This is a genomic window from Sphingomonas sp. TF3, assembly GCF_003985085.1.
In the GTDB taxonomy this organism is placed as follows: Bacteria; Pseudomonadota; Alphaproteobacteria; order Sphingomonadales; family Sphingomonadaceae; genus Sphingomonas.
In genome coordinates this window covers 39,986-57,790 of record NZ_RWKS01000003.1, presented here as the reverse complement: position 1 = coordinate 57,790, position 17,805 = coordinate 39,986, and the positions used below count along the sequence as shown (strand labels likewise).

General features: G+C 64.0%; 13 protein-coding genes. 8 read left to right on the top strand and 5 right to left on the bottom strand.

Annotation, left to right across the window (positions count from 1 at the left end; translation table 11 throughout):
* Nucleotides 1-3 precede the first annotated feature (3 nt).
* The 3 genes from EJC47_RS03115 (at nt 4) to EJC47_RS03105 (ending at nt 3,542) form a co-directional block, all read left to right on the top strand.
* Nucleotides 4-858, top strand: a complete 855-nt coding sequence (locus tag EJC47_RS03115; RefSeq protein ID WP_126845452.1) for a substrate-binding periplasmic protein — start codon at nt 4-6, stop codon at nt 856-858.
* Between the two features lie 123 nt (nt 859-981).
* Complete coding sequence (locus tag EJC47_RS03110) at nt 982-2,769, top strand: methanol/ethanol family PQQ-dependent dehydrogenase (RefSeq protein WP_171010502.1); 1,788 nt, start codon at nt 982-984, stop codon at nt 2,767-2,769.
* A gap of 164 nt (nt 2,770-2,933) precedes the next feature.
* Nucleotides 2,934-3,542 (top strand): LuxR C-terminal-related transcriptional regulator, encoded by a 609-nt coding sequence (locus EJC47_RS03105; RefSeq protein WP_409574469.1) that lies wholly within the window; start codon nt 2,934-2,936, stop codon nt 3,540-3,542.
* Nucleotides 3,543-3,544: 2 nt separating this feature from the next.
* Here EJC47_RS03105 and EJC47_RS03100 read toward each other — a convergent pair whose 3' ends face one another.
* The 4 genes from EJC47_RS03100 to adh form a co-directional block, all read right to left on the bottom strand.
* On the bottom strand, nt 3,545-5,800 hold the full coding sequence (locus EJC47_RS03100; RefSeq protein ID WP_126845450.1) for a hybrid sensor histidine kinase/response regulator: 2,256 nt from the start codon (nt 5,798-5,800) through the stop codon (nt 3,545-3,547).
* Nucleotides 5,800-6,978: an FIST N-terminal domain-containing protein gene (locus EJC47_RS03095; RefSeq protein WP_052192057.1), complete on the bottom strand. Its 1,179-nt coding sequence runs from the start codon at nt 6,976-6,978 to the stop codon at nt 5,800-5,802. The genes EJC47_RS03100 and EJC47_RS03095 overlap by 1 nt, the downstream gene beginning before the upstream one ends.
* Before the next feature lie 34 nt (nt 6,979-7,012).
* Nucleotides 7,013-7,405 carry a DUF779 domain-containing protein gene (locus EJC47_RS03090; RefSeq protein WP_126845449.1) on the bottom strand — a complete coding sequence of 131 codons (393 nt, stop codon included), beginning with the start codon at nt 7,403-7,405 and terminating at the stop codon, nt 7,013-7,015.
* Between the two features lie 94 nt (nt 7,406-7,499).
* Nucleotides 7,500-9,020 (bottom strand): aldehyde dehydrogenase, encoded by a 1,521-nt coding sequence (adh, locus tag EJC47_RS03085; protein WP_033963527.1) that lies wholly within the window; start codon nt 9,018-9,020, stop codon nt 7,500-7,502.
* A gap of 196 nt (nt 9,021-9,216) precedes the next feature.
* Between adh and EJC47_RS03080 the strand changes: the two genes are divergently transcribed.
* Genes EJC47_RS03080 through EJC47_RS03070 form a run of 3 tightly spaced genes read left to right on the top strand, consistent with a single transcriptional unit; the run spans nt 9,217 to nt 12,492 of the window.
* Complete coding sequence (locus EJC47_RS03080) at nt 9,217-9,684, top strand: pseudoazurin (protein ID WP_052192054.1); 468 nt, start codon at nt 9,217-9,219, stop codon at nt 9,682-9,684.
* Nucleotide 9,685: 1 nt separating this feature from the next.
* Entirely contained in the window at nt 9,686-9,985 is a 300-nt protein-coding gene (locus EJC47_RS03075; RefSeq protein WP_033963526.1) for an EthD family reductase, read from the top strand.
* Nucleotides 9,985-12,492 carry a TonB-dependent receptor gene (locus tag EJC47_RS03070; protein ID WP_126845448.1) on the top strand — a complete coding sequence of 836 codons (2,508 nt, stop codon included), beginning with the start codon at nt 9,985-9,987 and terminating at the stop codon, nt 12,490-12,492. The genes EJC47_RS03075 and EJC47_RS03070 overlap by 1 nt, the downstream gene beginning before the upstream one ends.
* 124 nt (nt 12,493-12,616) lie before the next feature.
* Here the strand turns inward: EJC47_RS03070 and EJC47_RS03065 are convergent, their stop codons facing one another.
* Nucleotides 12,617-13,924 carry an MFS transporter gene (locus tag EJC47_RS03065; protein WP_126845447.1) on the bottom strand — a complete coding sequence of 436 codons (1,308 nt, stop codon included), beginning with the start codon at nt 13,922-13,924 and terminating at the stop codon, nt 12,617-12,619.
* A gap of 73 nt (nt 13,925-13,997) precedes the next feature.
* Here EJC47_RS03065 and EJC47_RS03060 point away from each other — a divergent pair, with 73 nt between their 5' ends.
* Both EJC47_RS03060 and EJC47_RS03055 read left to right on the top strand, forming a co-directional pair.
* Complete coding sequence (locus EJC47_RS03060) at nt 13,998-15,113, top strand: ROK family transcriptional regulator (RefSeq protein ID WP_126845446.1); 1,116 nt, start codon at nt 13,998-14,000, stop codon at nt 15,111-15,113.
* Between the two features lie 97 nt (nt 15,114-15,210).
* Nucleotides 15,211-17,721 carry a TonB-dependent receptor gene (locus tag EJC47_RS03055; RefSeq protein ID WP_185867546.1) on the top strand — a complete coding sequence of 837 codons (2,511 nt, stop codon included), beginning with the start codon at nt 15,211-15,213 and terminating at the stop codon, nt 17,719-17,721.
* The last annotated feature ends 84 nt before the right edge of the window (nt 17,722-17,805 follow it).

The following is a 17,805-nucleotide window of genomic DNA, read 5'->3' as shown; positions in this document are numbered from 1 at the left end:
GCCATGAACCCGGGCTTTACCCGACGTGGCGTGATTGCCGGGATCGGCGCGGCTGCGGCGCTCCCCGCATTCCCGGCGCGCGCGGCGTCGCTCGAAAAGATCCGGAGCGCTGGCATACTGCGCATCGCGGTCTATCGCGATTTCGCGCCTTGGGCGTGGTTGGAAGGCGCAACGCTGCGCGGGATCGACGTCGATCTCGGTACTGCAATCGCGCACAAGCTGGGCGTCAGGCCTGAGTTTCGGGACTTCCTTGCCGGCGACGATGTCGACGACGACTTGCGCAACATGGTGTGGAAAGGCCCCGCCACCGGCGGCACGCTGTCGGACATCATGATGCACGCGCCGTTCGACCGCGCCTTTGCGTTGCGCAACGATCGCGTCGTGATCGTCGCACCCTATTATCGCGAGAGCTTCGCGATCGGCTGCGGCCGCGCGGTCGATTGCGAGGATCCGCCGGCCCGGTTCAAGGGCCACAAAATTGCGGTCGAGCTCAACAGCATTCCCGATTTTTACATGAGCGGCCAATTCGGCGGCGCACTGCGCAGCGACGTCGTGCACATGACCAGCGGCATGGTCGCGTTGGACTCGGTCCGCGAAGGCAAGACCGATCTCGCAATGGCGACGCGCGCGCAAGTCGAGCACGCGCTGTCGAAGGGCGGCGACGCGATCGTTGCGCGCAAGGGGCCGATCCCGGCGCTGACCAGCCCGGGTTGGGACATCGGCCTGGCGGTGAAGGACGACAGCCGCGATCTCGGCGACCGGCTCGACACTCTGCTTCCCGAACTGATTGCCGACAAAACCGTTCCGGCGATCTTCGACCGGTACGGCGTGACGCTGCGCGCGCCGCTCGCATCGTGACCGCCGCCTAGGCCCAAGGTCCAATTGGCGGGCGCGCGTACCGTGATAGCGTGAAGCGATCGTACTGCAGCAGCAGCCGACCTCGCCGGAAATGGCGGGCGTAAAGAACAACCAGGGGAGAAGATGATGAAGCGCATTGTGCGACAGACGTCGATTTTCGCAATCGGAAGCGCGCTGCTCGCGGCACCGCTCGTGGCGGCACCCGATGCCGCACCGGGGGAGGCCGCTGCGCCGGGGGCGGCGGTCGGCCCGACCGATGCAGACTTGATGAACGACGCCAACACCCCGGGCGACGTGCTCACCTACGGCATGGGGCCGCGCGCACAGCGTTTTAGTGCGATCTCCACGATCAACGCCGACAACGTCGCCAAGCTCGTTCCCGCTTTTGCCGCCTCGCTTGGTGGGGAGAAGCAGCGTGGGCAGGAATCGCAGCCGCTCGTCTATGACGGCACGATCTACGTCACCGGCTCCTATTCCCGCGTCTTCGCCTTCGATGCGAAAACCGGCGAGGAGAAATGGGAATATGACGCGCGTCTGCCCGATGCGATCGTGCCGTGCTGCGACGTGGTCAATCGCGGGGCAGCGATCTACGGCGACAAGATCATCTTCGGCACGCTCGACGCCCGGCTCGTTGCGCTCAACCGCAACACCGGCAAGGTCATCTGGAACAAGCAGATCGCCGACTACAAGGCCGGCTACAGCTTCACCGCCGCGCCGATGATCGTCCACGGCAAGATCATCGTCGGCAATTCGGGTGGCGAATTCGGCGTGATCGGCGAGATCCAGGCGCGCGACGTCAACACCGGCGAGCTGATCTGGACGCGTCCGACGATCGAGGGGAACATGGGCACCCTGGGCGGCAAGGAAAACGGAATGACCGGCAAGCTCAATGCGAGCTGGCAGGGCGACCAGTACAAGCAGGGTGGCGGCGCGACGTGGTTGGGGGGCACCTACGATCCCGATACCAACCTGATCTACATGGGCACGGGCAATCCTGCGCCCTGGAACAGCCATTTGCGCCCCGGCGACAATCTCTACACCGCCTCTACGCTCGCGATCGATCCCGACACCGGCCAGATCAAATGGCACTATCAGACCACACCGCACGACGGCTGGGATTTCGACGGAGTCAACGAATTGATCCCGTTCGACGCGATGCGCGGCGGAAAGATGATGAAGCTCGGTGCCAAGGCCGACCGCAACGGCTATTTCTTCATTCTCGACCGCACCAACGGCAAGTTGCTGCAGGCCACCCCGTTCGTCTCAAAAACAACTTGGGCGACAGGCTATAACTTGAAGACCGGCAGGCCCAATTATGTCGAGGCCAACCGACCCGGCCCGCCCACCGCGGAAAAGGGAACGACCGTGTTCGCGGCCCCCGCCTTCCTTGGTGCCAAGAACTGGATGCCGATGTCGTACAGCCAGCAGACCGGTCTGTTCTACGTGCCCAGCAACGAATGGGGCATGGATATCTGGAATGAGCCGATCGCCTACAAGAAGGGTGCGGCGTTCCTCGGTGCCGGCTTCACGATCAAGCCGCTCTATGAGGATCATATCGGTGTGCTCCGCGCGATCGATCCGGCGACGGGAAAAATCGCGTGGGAATATAACAACAAGGCACCGCTATGGGGCGGCGTGCTGAGCACGGCAGGCAACCTCGTGTTCACAGGCACGCCCGAGGGATATCTCAAGGCGTTCGACGCCAAGAGCGGCAAGGAATTGTGGAAGTTCAACACGGGATCGGGCGTGGTCGGCACGCCGATCACCTGGGAAACCGATGGCGAGCAATATGTCGCGGTGATGTCGGGCTGGGGCGGCGCGGTGCCTTTGTGGGGCGGCGAAGTCGCCAAGGCGGTGCAGCACATCAATCAGGGTGGTGCGCTGTGGGTGTTTAAGCTGCCGAAATCGTGAGCGGCACGGCTCTATCCGGCGTCGAGCGGAGCCGTGCGGCGGGGGTGGCAAATGCCGCCCCCGTTTCGCTTTCCCGCGCAATCGGACTACGCTCGGCAAGCGGAACGGCGCAACAGGGGGATCTGGATTACGTGGAACGCGTGCTCATCGCCGACGACCATCCGATGGTGCGCGATGGTTTGCGCACCGTCATCGCGGTGGCGTTCGATCAATGCGAGCTGTTCGAGGCCTCCTCGCTCGACGAAGCCAGCGCGGTGATCGCGCGCGAGGGCGATTTCGACTTGGTGCTGCTCGATCTCAACATGCCCGGCGCGGTCGGCTTTTCCGGGCTGATCGCGCTACGCGAGCGCTTCCCCTCGGTACCCGTGGTCATCGTCTCGGCGGCGCAGGAGCGCGGTCTTGCACGCGGTGCGCTGGCGGCGGGGGCGGCCGGGTTCATCCCCAAATCGCTGCGGCGCAGTGCGATCGTCGATGCGCTCAAGACCGTACTCGCGGGGGATTTCTATGCCCCGGAGATGGACGAGATCGAGGCCACCGAGACGCTCGAGGATGCCGACATCCAGCGCCGCATCGACAGCCTGACGCCGCAGCAAAAGGTCGTGCTGCGGCTCGTCGTCGCGGGCAAGCTCAACAAGCAGATCGCCTATGAGCTCGATGTCTCGATGACGACGGTCAAGGCGCACGTCTCGGCGATCCTCGCCAAGCTCAAGGTGTTCAGCCGCACGCAGGCCGTCATCCTCGTCAACAAGGTGAAATTCGGGACCGACGCCTGACATTACTGCGTGAGCCGCGTGATCAGCGCGCGGAGCTGCGCGGGCTTGACCGGTTTCTGCAGGACGTGGAAGCCCGCCGCAGCGAGATGATCGCGCAATTCGGGGGTACGATCGGCTGTGATGATAATCGCGGGGATCGCGGCACCCTCCGCAGCCCGCAAGCCCTCAATCGCGCCGACCCCGGTCTGGCCGTCGTCGAGGTGATAGTCGGCAATGAGGAGATTGGGCCGCGAGATGTTGGCTTGCGCTATCCCGGTCGCCATGTCGCGTGCGTTCAGCACGGTGCAGCCCCACCCCTCGAGCAGAGCCGACATGCCTTCGAGGATCAATGTCTCATTGTCGATCACGAGCACGACCCGATCGTTGAGCAGCCCGCTGCGCGATGGCGCGACGGTATGCGACACGTGCGCGCTGGGCGTGCCGAGCGGAACCTCCACCCCGAAGCGCGAGCCCTCGCCGAGCGCGGAGCGGACGGTCAGCGCATGGCCGAGCATCCGCGCCGCACGCTGAACGATCGCCAGCCCCAGCCCCATCCCGCGATCACGCCCATGCGCGCCGATTCGCCGGAATTCCTCGAAGATCTCGACATGATGCTCGGGCGCGATCCCCGGGCCGGTGTCGACCACCTCGACCTGCAGCATTTCACCCTCGACGCGAACCGAGACATCGACCGACCCGGCCTGGGTATAGCGTAACGCATTGCCGATGAGGTTCTGCAGAATCCGCCGCAACAGGCGCGGATCGGAGCGCACCCAGAACACACCGTCATCGATCCGCAGCGTCAACCGACGCTCGCGCGCGACGGGTGCGAATTCGGCTTTCATGCTGCGCAGCATTTCGTCGAGCGCGAAGTCGATCGGTTCGGCGACGATCGCACCGGCATCGAGCCGGGATATCTCGAGCAGCGATTCGAGCAGATCCTCGACCGAATCGAGCGCCGACCCCGCCTGGCGCACCAGCGCGCGCGTCGGCAAGGCGAGCCGCCGGTCACTCAAGGCGGCGACAAACAGCCGCGCAGCGTTAAGCGGCTGCAACAGATCGTGGCTCGCCGCAGCGAGGAAACGCGTCTTGGAGATATTGGCTTGTTCGGCTGCAGTCTTGGCGTCGCGCAGTGCCGCCTCGACCGCGAGGCGCTCGGCATTTTCGCGGCTGAGCTCGCGATTGACCGCGTTGATGTCGGCGGTACGTTCCTCGACACGGCGTTCGAGCGTCTCGTTGGTCTCGCGCAGCCGCTCGGCGGCGCGCAGGCTTTCGGTGATATCGCCTAAGCTCATCACCATCCCGCCATCGGGCATGCGTGCACGGTGAACCTCTACGACCTTGCCGCTTCGGTAACGTCGGAGCGAGACGGCATCGCGCACGCCGTCTTCGAGCCAAGCGAGCGGCAGGTCTGGCTCCATCGGTCCGTTCAACGCCACACATCCCGCGACCAACCCGTCATGCGTCGCGACGATCGCGATCCCATCGGCGGGCAGACCGATTACTGCGAGCAGGGGATCGTTCCACGCGACCAGCCGGCGCTCGGCATCGTAGACGCACACGCCCTGCGGGATCGTATCGAGCGTCGCCTGGAGGATCGCGCTCTTCTCGGCGAGTTCACGCGCGCGCAGCCGCGCATCCTCGGCCTTCACTTCCGTGATGTCGGTATAGACGCCGACGATCCCGCCCTCGCTGGTGCGCAATTCGTTGATCTGGATCCAGCGGCCGTCGGCAAGCGCGTGGACATGCCCGCCGCTCGCGACCATGCGCTGCGCCATCCGCTCGGACACCCAGCGGTCGTGTGCGACCATCGCCCCAAGCGTGGTGCCGTCCTTGCCGATCATGTCAGTGATTTCGGAAAAGGAGATTCCGGGGACGATCCGGTCGGCGATCTTGGGCCACAGGCCGAGATAGGTCTGGTTGCACAGCACAAGCCGATCATCGGCATCGAAAATCGCAAAGCCTTCGTTGATGCTCTCGATCGCATCGCGCAAGCGGCGTTGCGCATCGTCGGCCGTCTCCTTGGCGATCCCGAGCGCCGCGTTGCTGCGCGCCAGCGCGTCGAGCGCCTGTTCCAGATCGGCGGTACGCTCGCGCACCTTGCCCTCCAGCGAGATCGCGGTCTCGAACAGCGAGAAGGCATTGCCCTGAAGATCGGTTGAGCGTTCGACGCGGTCGATCAGAGCGGTGTTGATGCGCTTGAGTTTGACGATCTCAGCCTCGAGCGCCGCGATCCGCGCGGCATCGTGGCTTTGGGGCACGGCGATCCGCGTTGCCATCAGTCCCCCCAGCCGATCGCCAGGCCGCTGAAGGTCTGGTTGACGTGGAGCGCGTGGAACTGCTCGCCATAGGTGTTGAAGCCAGTGACGCGCCGTTCGACGAACATGCGAGAGACTTTGCGGGTCAATTGCCGCTGTTCGGCCTCGATCTTGTTGAGCACACAGTCGAACCCGACGATCCGGTCGATCCCACCGACACTGCGATCGAGATCGTCGAACAAAGTGCCGAGCCCGTCGAGAATGTTGCGTGCCTCGCCCAGCGTCAGCACAACACCTTCGTCGATCGCGCAATAGAAGGTCAGACTGCCGTCGGGATTGGCCGACTGGATCGATCGGACATAATATTCGCCGCCGGCGCGCACCATCGGCGGGTGCGAGGCAAAGACTGCGGGGCCGAGCTGGTTGACGGTCGTCCCGGTCAGCCGCGCATATTCCTCCGCCGCCGGTTCGGCGTTGATCTCGGTAACGACGCGCCCCACCGGATCGGCCCCGGTGATCACCATCTTGACCTGTCCCGGCGCATAATGCTGCGAGCGAAACACCTGCATCGGTCGCGCCGAGGACAGGATCGCGACGAGCGCGGCATCGCGGCGGAAGGCACCGTCCTGAAAGATGAAGGTCTCCTTGAAGTCGAGCCCGTCGCCGGAAGATCCGCCGATCAGGGGGATTTCGCCGAGCGCATCCTGCACGGTGACGGTGAGCATCTCCTCGCGGTGCGACAGCCCGTCGACCAGGAAGATCGCGGCGCGCGTCACCTCGGGACCAAGCGCGTCCGAGGCGGCGGTCGATTCGGCGACCAGCGCGCGCACGACGCTTTGCGCACGGCTGGCATCGAACGAATCGAGATGATCGAAGCGGACAGCGTTGAGCGTGAAATCACTCGCCGGGAAACCGATCGCAGCGATCGTGCCCTCGGCGATGCCTTCCGGAGTAATTTCACCCGAAGAGGTGCATCCCACCACACACAGCCCTTCGCTACGCCGGTTGATCGCCTCGGCCAGCCCATCGAGCGCGTAGCGACTGGAGCTGAAGATCAGCACGCCGGCAAGCGTCATCGGGTCGAGGGCAGCAAACAGCGCCTGCGCTGCGGCATCGGGATCCGCAAGCCGCGTCGCGGCGGTACGGACCGGGGAACGCAACCGCGCGGGCGGGGGGGCATCGAGCATGAGCGGCATCATGTCATGCCTGCACGGGTGCGTCGATTGCCATGGATCATCCGGCACCGCAGACCGGCACGCCCGCCGCGTCGAGCGCATCGACCTCGGCGTCGCTGAAGACGCGGCTGCGGATGATGAAGCGCAGTCCCTCGGGCCCCTCGAGCGAAAACCCCGCGCCGCGCCCGGGCACGACATCGATCGTCACCTGCGTATGCCGCCAATAGGCGAATTGCGCGGCACCGATCCACACCGGCACGTCGTCGGCGATACGCCCCAGCAAAATGTCCTGCCCACCGACCCGAAACTCGTCCGCAGGGTAGCACATCGGTGCCGATCCGTCGCAGCATCCCCCGGACTGGTGGAACATCACCTGCCCGTGGATCGCGCTCAGCCGATCGATCAAGGCGATCGCGGCGTCGGTTGCGAGAATACGGGCAGGTGGCGTCACGCTCGGCTCCTGAAACGCGGGAAAAAGCGGCGGGTCCGAAGACCCGCCGCAGCCGACGGCCAAGGGAACAGACCGCCGGGCTTCGGTCGATACGCTAGAAAAACCCCATCGGCTTCGGACTGTAGCTGACGAGCAAATTCTTGGTCTGCTGATAGTGATCGAGCATCATGCGATGGTTCTCGCGCCCGATCCCCGATTGCTTGTACCCGCCGAAGGCTGCGTGCGCCGGATAGAGATGGTAGCAATTGGTCCACACCCGTCCGGCCTGGATCCCGCGACCCATGCGATAGGCGCGCGTTCCGTCGCGGGTCCAAACCCCCGCGCCGAGCCCGTAGAGCGTGTCATTGGCGATCGCGAGCGCGTCGGCATCGTCCTTGAACGGCGTCACCGCCACCACCGGGCCGAAGATTTCCTCCTGGAAGACGCGCATCTTGTTGTTGCCCGAGATGATCGTCGGCTTGACGTAATAGCCGCCGCCCAGATCGTCGCCATGCTGCGCGCGCTCGCCGCCCGTGAGGATCTTCGCTCCTTCGTCGCGCGCGATATCGAAATAGGACAGGATCTTCTCGAGCTGGTCGTTCGACGCCTGCGCGCCGATCATGGTCGAAGGATCCAGCGGGCTGCCCATCACGATCTTCTCGACGCGGGCGACCGCCTTTTCCATGAAGCGGTCGTAGATGCTTTCATGCACCAGCGCGCGGCTCGGGCACGTGCACACCTCGCCCTGATTGAGCGCGAACATCGCGAACCCTTCGAGCGCCTTGTCCAGGAAATCGTCGTCCTGATCCATCACATCGGCAAAGAAGATGTTGGGCGACTTGCCCCCGAGCTCGAGCGTGACCGGGATCAGATTTTCGGTCGCATATTGCATGATTAGGCGGCCAGTCGTGGTCTCGCCGGTAAAGGCGATCTTGGCGATGCGCGGGCTCTGCGCCAACGGCTTGCCCGCCTCGACGCCGAAACCGTTGACGACGTTGAGCACACCCGGCGGGAGCAGATCGCCGATAATCTCCATCAAGACCATGATCGACATCGGCGTCTGCTCGGCTGGCTTGAGCACGATGCAATTGCCGGCGGCGAGCGCGGGCGCGAGCTTCCACACCGCCATCAGGATCGGGAAATTCCACGGGATGATCTGGCCGACCACGCCCAGCGGCTCGTGATAATGATACGCGACCGTGTCATGGTCGATCTCGGAAATGCCCCCTTCCTGCGCGCGGATGCAGCCCGCGAAATAGCGGAAATGGTCGATCGCGAGCGGAATGTCGGCGGCGGTCGTCTCGCGGATCGGCTTGCCGTTGTCGATTGTCTCGACCATCGCGATCAGCGGCAGATTTGCCTCGATCCGGTCGGCGATCTTGTTGAGGATCACCGCGCGTTCGGCATAAGAGGTGCGGCCCCACGCGTCCTTCGCCTTGTGCGCGGCGTCGAGTGCGAGATCGATGTCTTCCTTGGTACCACGCGCCACCTGGCACACCGTCTGGCCGGTCACCGGCGAGGGATTGTCGAAATAGCGCCCCTGCACCGGCGCGACCCATTGGCCGCCAATGTAATTGTCATAAGTCGAGCGAATCGCGACCTTGCCTTTCAAACCTTCGAGCGCCTGGTGCAGCATAGTTTCTCTCCTGAATATGAGCCCGGTGGCTGACACCAATGCGGGCTATCTGCCTCTATTGTGCCCAAAACCCACGACCGCGCTATTGCACCAAAGGGCAATTTGCGGACCGTCAGTCTGCCTCCATGCTCGCTCGCGATAACCAAGCGTCCGCTGCCAAGGCCGAGCGCCCGCGCGAGACGATCGTGAGGAGAAGATGATGTCGAGACTGATCGCCGCCGCATTGTGTCTGACTGCCGCGCTGGGAGCGACCGGCGTAAGTGCGAAGGCACCCAAGACCGTGCCCGCCAAGACGATCGTCGTCGAGATGAGGGATAGCGGCCCCGAAGGCGCGATGGTGTTCGTCCCCGCCTTCGTGAAGGCCAATCCGGGCGACACGGTACGCTTCGTGCCGACCAGCCCGGTGCACAATGCCGAGCTGATCCCCACGATGCTGCCCGCCGGCGTCACGCCGAGCAAAGGTGCGATGGGCAAGTCTTTCGATCTCGTTGTCACCACGCCCGGCATCTACGGCATCAAATGCGCACCGCATTATTCAATGGGGATGGTCGCGGTCGTGCAGGCCGGCGACGGCCCGTCCGCCAATCTCGCCGCCGCGCGCGCGGCCAATCTCCCGCCCTTCGCTAAGAAGCGGATGGTCGGCTATCTCGCAAAGGCGCGCTGACATGACCACCTTGCTCGTCACCTATCCCCGAACCGACGGCGCGACGTTCGACCTGGATGCCTATCTGGACCGGCATCTGCCGCTCGTACGCGATAGTTGGACGCGGTATGGGCTGACCCGCGCCTCCGCGTTTATTCCAGAGGAACCCGCTCCGGCCTATGCGGCGGTCGCGGTGCTCGAGTTCAGCGATGGCGCGGCGCTCGACGCCGCGCTGGCATCGCCCGAGGCGGCCACGGTGTTTGGCGACGTCGCCACCTTCACCGACATTGCCCCCGTGCCGCTGCGCTGTACGGCCCGGTGATGGACGGGAGCGCGAAGTCGGAGTGCCCGATCGCGGTGCGGCTGTTCTCGCGCGTCGGCATTGCGGGGGCAGCGCTCGTCTTCCCGCTCGCCGCCTTTGCGCAAGACCAGACCGGCCCCGATATCGTCGTCACCGCCACGCCCCTGTTTGATGTCGGCGAGGGCGCGCTGCGCTTTCCAGCGCAGACCATCAGCGACGAGCAGCTCCAGCGCGCGCATGCCAATGACCTCACAGACTATCTCAAGCGGCTGAGCGGTGGCGTGTTCGTCAATGAAATGCAGGGCAACCCGCTTCAGCCCGACATCAACTATCGTGGCTTCACCGCTTCCCCGCTGCTCGGCACGCCGGAGGGGTTGTCGGTCTTCCTGGACGGCGTTCGGCTCAACCAGCCGTTCGGCGATATCGTCAGCTGGGACCTGATCCCCAAATCAGCAATCCGCTCGGTTAGCCTCGTGCCGGGCTCGAACCCGTTGTTCGGGCGCAACTCGCTGGGGGGTGCGGTATCGATCCGCACCAAGGACGGCAACTCGGACCCCGGCTACCTGCTCGATGTCGGCGTCGGATCGTTCGCACGCCGCACGCTCGAGGCGCAGGCCGGGGGCGCGATGCGCGGCGGGTTCGACTGGTTCGTCAGCGGCAACGCCTTTCACGAGCGCGGCTGGCGCGCCTTTTCGACCTCCAGCGCCTATCAGGGATTCGCCAAGTTCGGCTGGTCGAATGCGACGACGCATCTGCAGCTTTCAACGAGCTACGCGGACACCGACCTCAACGGCAACGGACTGCAAGAACAGCGCCTGCTCGCCGCCGATCGCCGCAGCGTCTACACCCAGCCCGACGTCACGCGGAACCGCTCGGGGCTGGTCAATCTGACCGCAAAGCACACCGTATCGGACGCACTGTCGCTGTCGGGAAACGTTTATTGGCGGCGGATCAAGACCCGCACCTTCAATGGCGACGTCAACGACAATGCGCTCGGCGAAAATCTATACCAGCCCAACGCCGCCGAGCGCGCCGCCTTGGCTGCGGCCAACATTACCGGCTTTCCGCTAAGTGGCGAAACGCAGGGCAACACGCCCTTCCCGCGCTATCGCTGTATCGCCGAGGCGCTGCTCGACACCGAGCCCAACGAAAAATGCAACGGCCTGATCAACCGTTCGGCGACCGACCAGCGCGAATGGGGCGCGAGCATGGAGGCAACACTTACCACGACATTCGCCGGGCTGCACCAGACGCTGACGTTCGGCGCGAGCTATTCGGATAGCCAGGCCGACTTCGCGCAATCCGCCCAATTCGCCTATTTGACTGCCGAGCGCGGCGTGGTCGGCGTCACTGGCCCGGGTGCGTTTGCCGACGGGACGCAGCAATCCGAAACCGCGTTCGACGCGCGCGTCGACCTGCACGGTCGGACCACCAATCTCGGCCTCTACGGCACCGATTCGCTGATGCTGACCGGCACGCTGCGAGTCGATCTGTCGGCACGCTACGATCGCACGAGCGTCGGCAATCGCGACCGGATCACGCCGGTTGCCGGAACCGGTTCGTTGACGGGCGATCATCGCTTCTCCGCCTTCAACCCCGCTATCGCCGTCGCCTGGATGCCGTTCAAGCAGCTCGGCTTCGATGCCGCGATCGCGCAGACCAGCCGCGCGCCCTCGGCGATCGAGCTCGGCTGCTCCGATCCGGCAAGCCCGTGTCGGCTGCCCAATGCGTTGGCAGGGGATCCACCGCTCAACCAGGTGACCGCGACGACGCTTGAGGTCGGCGTACATGGCAGCACGCATGGCCCCCTCACCTGGCGCATCGGTGCCTTTCGCACCGACAGCCGCAACGACATTTTGTTCGTGGCGAACGACGCCGCAGGCTTTGGCTATTTCCGGAACTTTGGCCGCACGCGGCGGCAAGGCGTCGATCTGGATGCGACCGCCACGTTCGGTGCCGTTCGGCTTTCGGGCCATTATACCTGGCTCGACGCCACGTACCGCAGCAGCGAGCACGTCGGTGCCTCGGGCAACAGCAGCAATGACGGCGTCGCCCCCGGGTTTGACGGCACGATCGCCATCAGCAGGGGAAATCGCATTCCGCTAATCCCGCGTTCGATCGCCAAGGCGGCGGTCGGCTGGGATCCGATCAAGCGCCTGTCGCTCGATGTTGACGTTATCGCTGTTTCGGGCGTCTTTGCGCGCGGCAACGAGAACAACGCGCATGTGCCCGACGGCGTTTATTACCTCGGTGCCGGGAGCACGCGACCGTATGCGGTCATCAATTGCGGTGCCGAACTGCACGTTACCAGGGCCGTCACGCTGACGCTCCAGGTGAACAACCTGCTCGACAAGCAATATGCCACCGCCGCACAGCTCGCGGCGACTGCATTCGACGGCACTGGCCGTTTCGTAGCGCGCCCCTTCGCCACCCCGGTGATCGGCGGCGAGCGCCCGCTATTATCCTCGACCTTCTACGCACCCGGCGCGCCGCGTTCGGTGCAGGTCAGCGCTCGCATTCGACTTTGAGCGGAGAGAAGACAGGTAAGGCGTCATCGCCAGAAGACAGGCGAAATGCGCTTAAATTTCATAGACTAAGCCGCGTGACGGCAAATAAGCGTCAGCCTCAGATTTCGGTCATGAACCGAGGCATTCATCGGCGTCTGGAGGACGCAAACTGCAAGTACAAGACGCAGATCGCACCCAGGACAGGAATACCAAGCGCGCCCGACAGGACAAATGAAGGCGGAATCGGCGGACATAATGGGCAAACCGGGAGGAGCTTGGCGACGAGGACGGCAAGCAACGCGGTGCCCAACCCGGACGCGGCCTTCAACGTCGCGACGAACAGCCCGATCGGAAAGGCTTCGCCGACAATCCCGTTGCCGCGTTCCGATTGCACGCTCATCGCCAGAAGCGCCCAGATGGCGGTGTTCATGCCCGCCTGGCTTCCGCCAAGCAATGCGAGAAAGATCATGCCAGCGGTCGAGGTCAGGCTGAACGCGAAGCAGCCAATCGATAGGATGAGGCCAATATGAGATACGGCCAAGACAGTGCGCGTCGGAATGTGCCGCGCGACGATCATCCAGAGAGGTAGCGCAACGCCCTGGCCAAACGTCATACTGGCGAGCGCCCAACCCGCCCAGGCCGCATCCCGCATCACGGCGTGGCCGAAGAACGGAAGCGCGCGCGAGAAAAAGGGGATCAACATGCTCTGGATGGCGACGACACACAGCGCGAAGCGATAGGCAGGATTGGCAAGCAAACGTCGCAGCATCGTTATGGCCGGGACTTTAAGCGGCTTTCTTTCGCCATCCGCGAGCCGCGCGGTCGCGATTTGCGCGAAGATCAAGGTCGATGCGTAGAGGGCACCGCCGACGACGCCGAAGATGACAAAGGCATGGCTGCGCCCCGCCTGATCGCCAATTGCCAGAACCTTGGCCAGCGCCAAACCGACTCCGCTCCCGCCAAGCGCGCTGAAGATAAGACGCAGCGCGGAGACGTCTCCGCTATCCCGCTCGGTTCGAACGACTCGCAAGAGCAGGGTGTTATGCCCGACATCGCCCAGCGTGTAGCCGATCCTGCTTCCGACGACGGCGGTCACGGTTAGGGCGGTGCCGCCAAATCCTGGTGCTGCGAAAATGAGCGCGAAACCGGCACCGCACAATGGCGCCGCGACCCGGATCAGGCGTGCTTGCGCATCGCGCCGTCCGGTCCAGTCGGATCGATAGGAAATCGCCAGATCGGCCAGGCCGTCCCACACCATCAGCGACGCGAGCAGTGCACCGGCATATGCTGCAGACAGGCCCGCATTGAACACGAGAAAATAGAGCAGGACGCTCTCGAAGGCGTTCCAGAGGAAACTCTTGCCCAGATTGCCCGAACTGTAAGCGAGCTTGGTCGAGAGCGGAATCGGCTCGGTTGGCAGGGATACGCCCGAAGGCTCGGAGAAGCGGGACATGGCCCGATCGCCATAAAGGGCTCACCCTTCATTTTTTTGACGCACTGCAATTGTATAATCGGGCGTTATGCGCATGTCTTCGCCCACCAGGCTCATTCTCAGCGAAGCGCAACGGCGCGTCGTGCAGCATTTGCGCATCCATGGCCCGACCGCGCGCGTGCACCTCGCCCAAACGCTCGGCATCAACCCCGCCACCTTGACGCGTATTACACAGCAGCTTGTCGAGGATATTCCGACGAATTCCGAGACGGGTCGCGGACGCCCGACGATTCCCGTCGCGATCGCCGGCGATGGCGGATGGTCGGTCGGCGCGACCGTACACCCGGGATGGCTTGAGCTTGTCGCAATCGATTTTCGGGGCGAGATTCTGTTCGAGGATACGCTGCCTTTTACGCAAAATGATCCGAGGGTTTTCGCAAGGACGGTCGAGGCGCGACTGCGCACTCTGGTCGCGCAGCGCAGTTTCATGCGGGGCCGCTTCCTGGGCCTGGGCGTAGCGGTCGCGGGGTACGCGATCGATGGCGATCGTAACCGTCGCGCGGTCGTCGATTGGATCGCGCCGTGGGACAATATTCCGTTGCGGGAGGTTCTAGGCGATGTGCTGGGCATGCCCGTGTGGATCGAGAATGATGCGGCTGCGGCGGCGCTGGCTGAATTCTATCGCCCGGAAATTATCCGCCAGCACCGTTCGATCCTCGTCTTCTTTCTCGGCCATGGTGTCGGCGGCGGCCTGATCGCGGAGCGCGACCTGTTCTCCGGCGAGTTCCACAATGCGGGCGAGGTCGGACGGCTCTTTCCGGGCAGCGAACCAAGGCCGTCCGGGGTCGATCTTCTGGAAACCCTGCGCCGGGCAGGTGCCGATGTCGCATCTCTCGCTGACCTGCACGGCCTTTTGGACCCGTATCGCGCGGTTTTCGACACATGGATCGCACGTGCTGCAAAGCAACTGACCGCAGCCACGCATAGCGGCGTCGCGTGGCTGGACCCCGGCGCGGTGGTCATTTCAGGCGCGCTGCCTCAATCGGTCCTGGATAGGCTGGCGGCGCAGGTGACCGAGCATTGCAATCGCCTTTTCAGCGGGCTCCGTGCGCCAACGCCACAGATCTACGCATCCCGCCTTGGGAGTAAGGCCGTCGTGCTGGGTGCCGCGCTCGCTCCGCTACACGACGTGCTTGAAAGTAGGCGTTGACCGCATTTGGAACTCTCTGATTTAATTTCATGAAATCAATTAAAACTGTCACCGAACCCGACGAAAGCGCCCCTCGAACAAATTCAAGGGGATTATCATGCGAATCAAGACAAGCCTGCTCACCAATGCCGCCGTCATGGCGCTCTTTGCCGGTGGCCCGGCGCTGGCCGAGACCGCGCCCAGCGACCAGGCGAACGCCGCGGCTCCCGCTAAGGCCGAAGCCGAACAGCCGGTCGATATCGTCGTCACCGGATCTGCTCGCGCGCAACGGCGCTTCGACGTTTCCTACGCGGTCAATTCGCTTTCTTCGGACGATATCAAGAAACTCGCGCCCCAGAGCATGGCGCAGCTGCTCAGCGTCGTCCCGGGCATCCAGGTCGAATCAACCGGCGGCGAAGTGCAGAACATCACCCGCGTGCGCGGCATTCCGACCGACCGCGGCTATCTCTATTTCCAGCAGGACGGGCTGCCGCTGTTCCACGATCTCGACGGGTATTTCTTCAACGCGGGCGACGGGATGAACCGTCCCGACCTGATGACCCAGCGGGTCGAGGTCGTGCGGGGCGGCCCGGCACCGATTTATGCGAGCGGTGCGGCCGCGATCGCGAACGTGATCACCCGCACCGGCAGTGATAAACCGCAGGGCGAGGCGCAGGTGACGGTCGGGACCACGGGCCTCTACCGGCTCGATGCCTATCAATCGGGACCGCTGGGTCACGATACCTATTACGCGGTCGGCGGCTTCCTGCGACAGAATGACGGCTACCGCAATGCCGGCTTCCCGTCCGATCGCGGCGGGCAGATCCGCGCGAACTTGAAGCATGATTTTGCGAATGGTTTCGTCAAGCTCTCGGGCCAGTACACCAACGACAGCAACATCTTCTATCTCTCGCTGCCGACTGCCGATCCCCGCAATCCCTCCGTCAGCCTCAATCCCTACCTCAATTCGCTGACGGGTACGCTCGACACCCCGGCGCTGCGCTCGGTGAACATCGCGTATCGCAACGGCGCGGGCGTCGTGCAGAATCAGAGCGGGGATCTCGCCAATGGCCGACATATGCGCTTCGGCAACGCCCAACTGGATTATGAGGGTGACTTCGGCGGGTGGCACGTCTCCGCCAAGGCCGGTTATACCGAGGGGCGCTCGCACTTCGACGCGCTGTATACGACCTCCAATCCGCTGGTCGCCACCACCTTTGCAAACAGCAATCTGGCGGCGGCGCAGGCGGCGTTCGGCAATGTCGCGTATCTGGGCTATGCCTTTGCGGGCACCAACGGTGCCTCGCTTTATGATCCCGCCAGCCAGTCCGGCCTCGTGCTTTCGGCGCAATATCGTTCGACCGACGCGAAATTCTATTCCGGCCAAGGCGACGTGAGCGTCACGCGCAAGTTCGACACCCCCTTGGGCAGCCACGATATTCGCGTCGGCGTCTATGGCGCGGACTGGGGTAGCAGCGTCTTCGCCGTCTATCAAAACTACCTGCTCCAGGTCACTTCGCAGCCGAAGACCTTGGACCTCGTCGCTTACGGGGCCGATGGATCGGTCAAGGGCTATGTCACCGACAATGGCGCGCTGAACGACGCGGCGTCGCTGGTCGGCGGCAAATATGATGCGCAGATGGTCGCGGTGTACGGAACCGACACATGGGACGTTACCGACCGCCTGCGGATCGACCTCGGCCTTCGGCAGGAATGGTATAGCTATAACGGCTTTTCCCAGACCACGGGCTCGTACAATCTCGGCAACGCGGCGACGCTCGCCGACAATGCGACGCGAGGCTTCACCGGCGCGATCGTCACCACGAAGTTCAAGCCCAAGGCGACGAACTGGACGGCGGGCGTGAACTACGATCTCAGCCGCCGCTTCGGCATTTACGCGCGCGCATCGCAACTCGAAGTGCCCGCTTATGCGTCCGCCGTCGCGATCACCGGTTCCTCGTTCACCGCATCGAAGGCAAAGCTCTACGAGGCAGGGGTGAAGGCGCTGGTCGGGCATTCCTACCTGTATCTCACCGGTTTCTATACCAAATTCGATCCATTGAGCGCCAGCTTCACCACCTTCAACCCTTCCACCGGGCGCAGCGACCAGATCGTCGCCTTCGTCGGATCTGCCGAAGATAAGGGCATCGAGGCGGACGGGCTTTTGCGGGTCGCGGGTCCGTTGTCGGTATCTGGCGCGGTTACGGTGCAGGACCCCAAATACATCAACTTCACCAGCACCACAGGGGCCAGCGCCGGCGCAGTGGCCGGCAAGCAGATCGTGCGGCAGCCCAAAATCTACGGCAACATCCGTCCGAGCCTCGATTTCAAGTTCCATGGTGGTGACCGACTGAGCGTCTACGGCCGCTACGATTACGTCGGAAAGCGCTATGTCGATGTGACGAACACCACCGCGCTGCCGGCCTATGGCTATTTCAGCGCGGGCATGACGTTCGATCATGGACCCTGGAACTTCCAGATCGTCGGCGACAATGTCACCAACGCGCATGGCCTGACCGAGGGCAATACCGCAGGCGATACTCTGTCCGGTCAGGGCACGCCCGACGCGATCTTCGGCCGTCCCCTGTGGGGCCGCAATGTCCGCTTCGTGGTCGGCCTGAAATGGTGATCCTTCCACGCTGACCTGTCGGCCCGGACGGGATCGTCCGGGCCTTTTCCTGGCGCGCGAACCTTCGCCCGAAGGCGCGCTTCT

Coding starts and splice junctions, on each gene's coding strand:
- EJC47_RS03100 (WP_126845450.1), bottom strand. CDS start 5,800: ATGGCAACGCGGATCGCCGTGCCCCAAAGCCACGATGCCGCGCGGATC.
- EJC47_RS03075 (WP_033963526.1), top strand. CDS start 9,686: ATGACCACCTTGCTCGTCACCTATCCCCGAACCGACGGCGCGACGTTC.
- EJC47_RS03070 (WP_126845448.1), top strand. CDS start 9,985: ATGGACGGGAGCGCGAAGTCGGAGTGCCCGATCGCGGTGCGGCTGTTC.
- EJC47_RS03055 (WP_185867546.1), top strand. CDS start 15,211: ATGCGAATCAAGACAAGCCTGCTCACCAATGCCGCCGTCATGGCGCTC.
- EJC47_RS03060 (WP_126845446.1), top strand. CDS start 13,998: ATGTCTTCGCCCACCAGGCTCATTCTCAGCGAAGCGCAACGGCGCGTC.
- EJC47_RS03115 (WP_126845452.1), top strand. CDS start 4: ATGAACCCGGGCTTTACCCGACGTGGCGTGATTGCCGGGATCGGCGCG.
- EJC47_RS03105 (WP_409574469.1), top strand. CDS start 2,934: ATGGTGCGCGATGGTTTGCGCACCGTCATCGCGGTGGCGTTCGATCAA.
- EJC47_RS03065 (WP_126845447.1), bottom strand. CDS start 13,924: ATGTCCCGCTTCTCCGAGCCTTCGGGCGTATCCCTGCCAACCGAGCCG.
- adh (WP_033963527.1), bottom strand. CDS start 9,020: ATGCTGCACCAGGCGCTCGAAGGTTTGAAAGGCAAGGTCGCGATTCGC.
- EJC47_RS03110 (WP_171010502.1), top strand. CDS start 982: ATGATGAAGCGCATTGTGCGACAGACGTCGATTTTCGCAATCGGAAGC.
- EJC47_RS03095 (WP_052192057.1), bottom strand. CDS start 6,978: ATGATGCCGCTCATGCTCGATGCCCCCCCGCCCGCGCGGTTGCGTTCC.
- EJC47_RS03080 (WP_052192054.1), top strand. CDS start 9,217: ATGATGTCGAGACTGATCGCCGCCGCATTGTGTCTGACTGCCGCGCTG.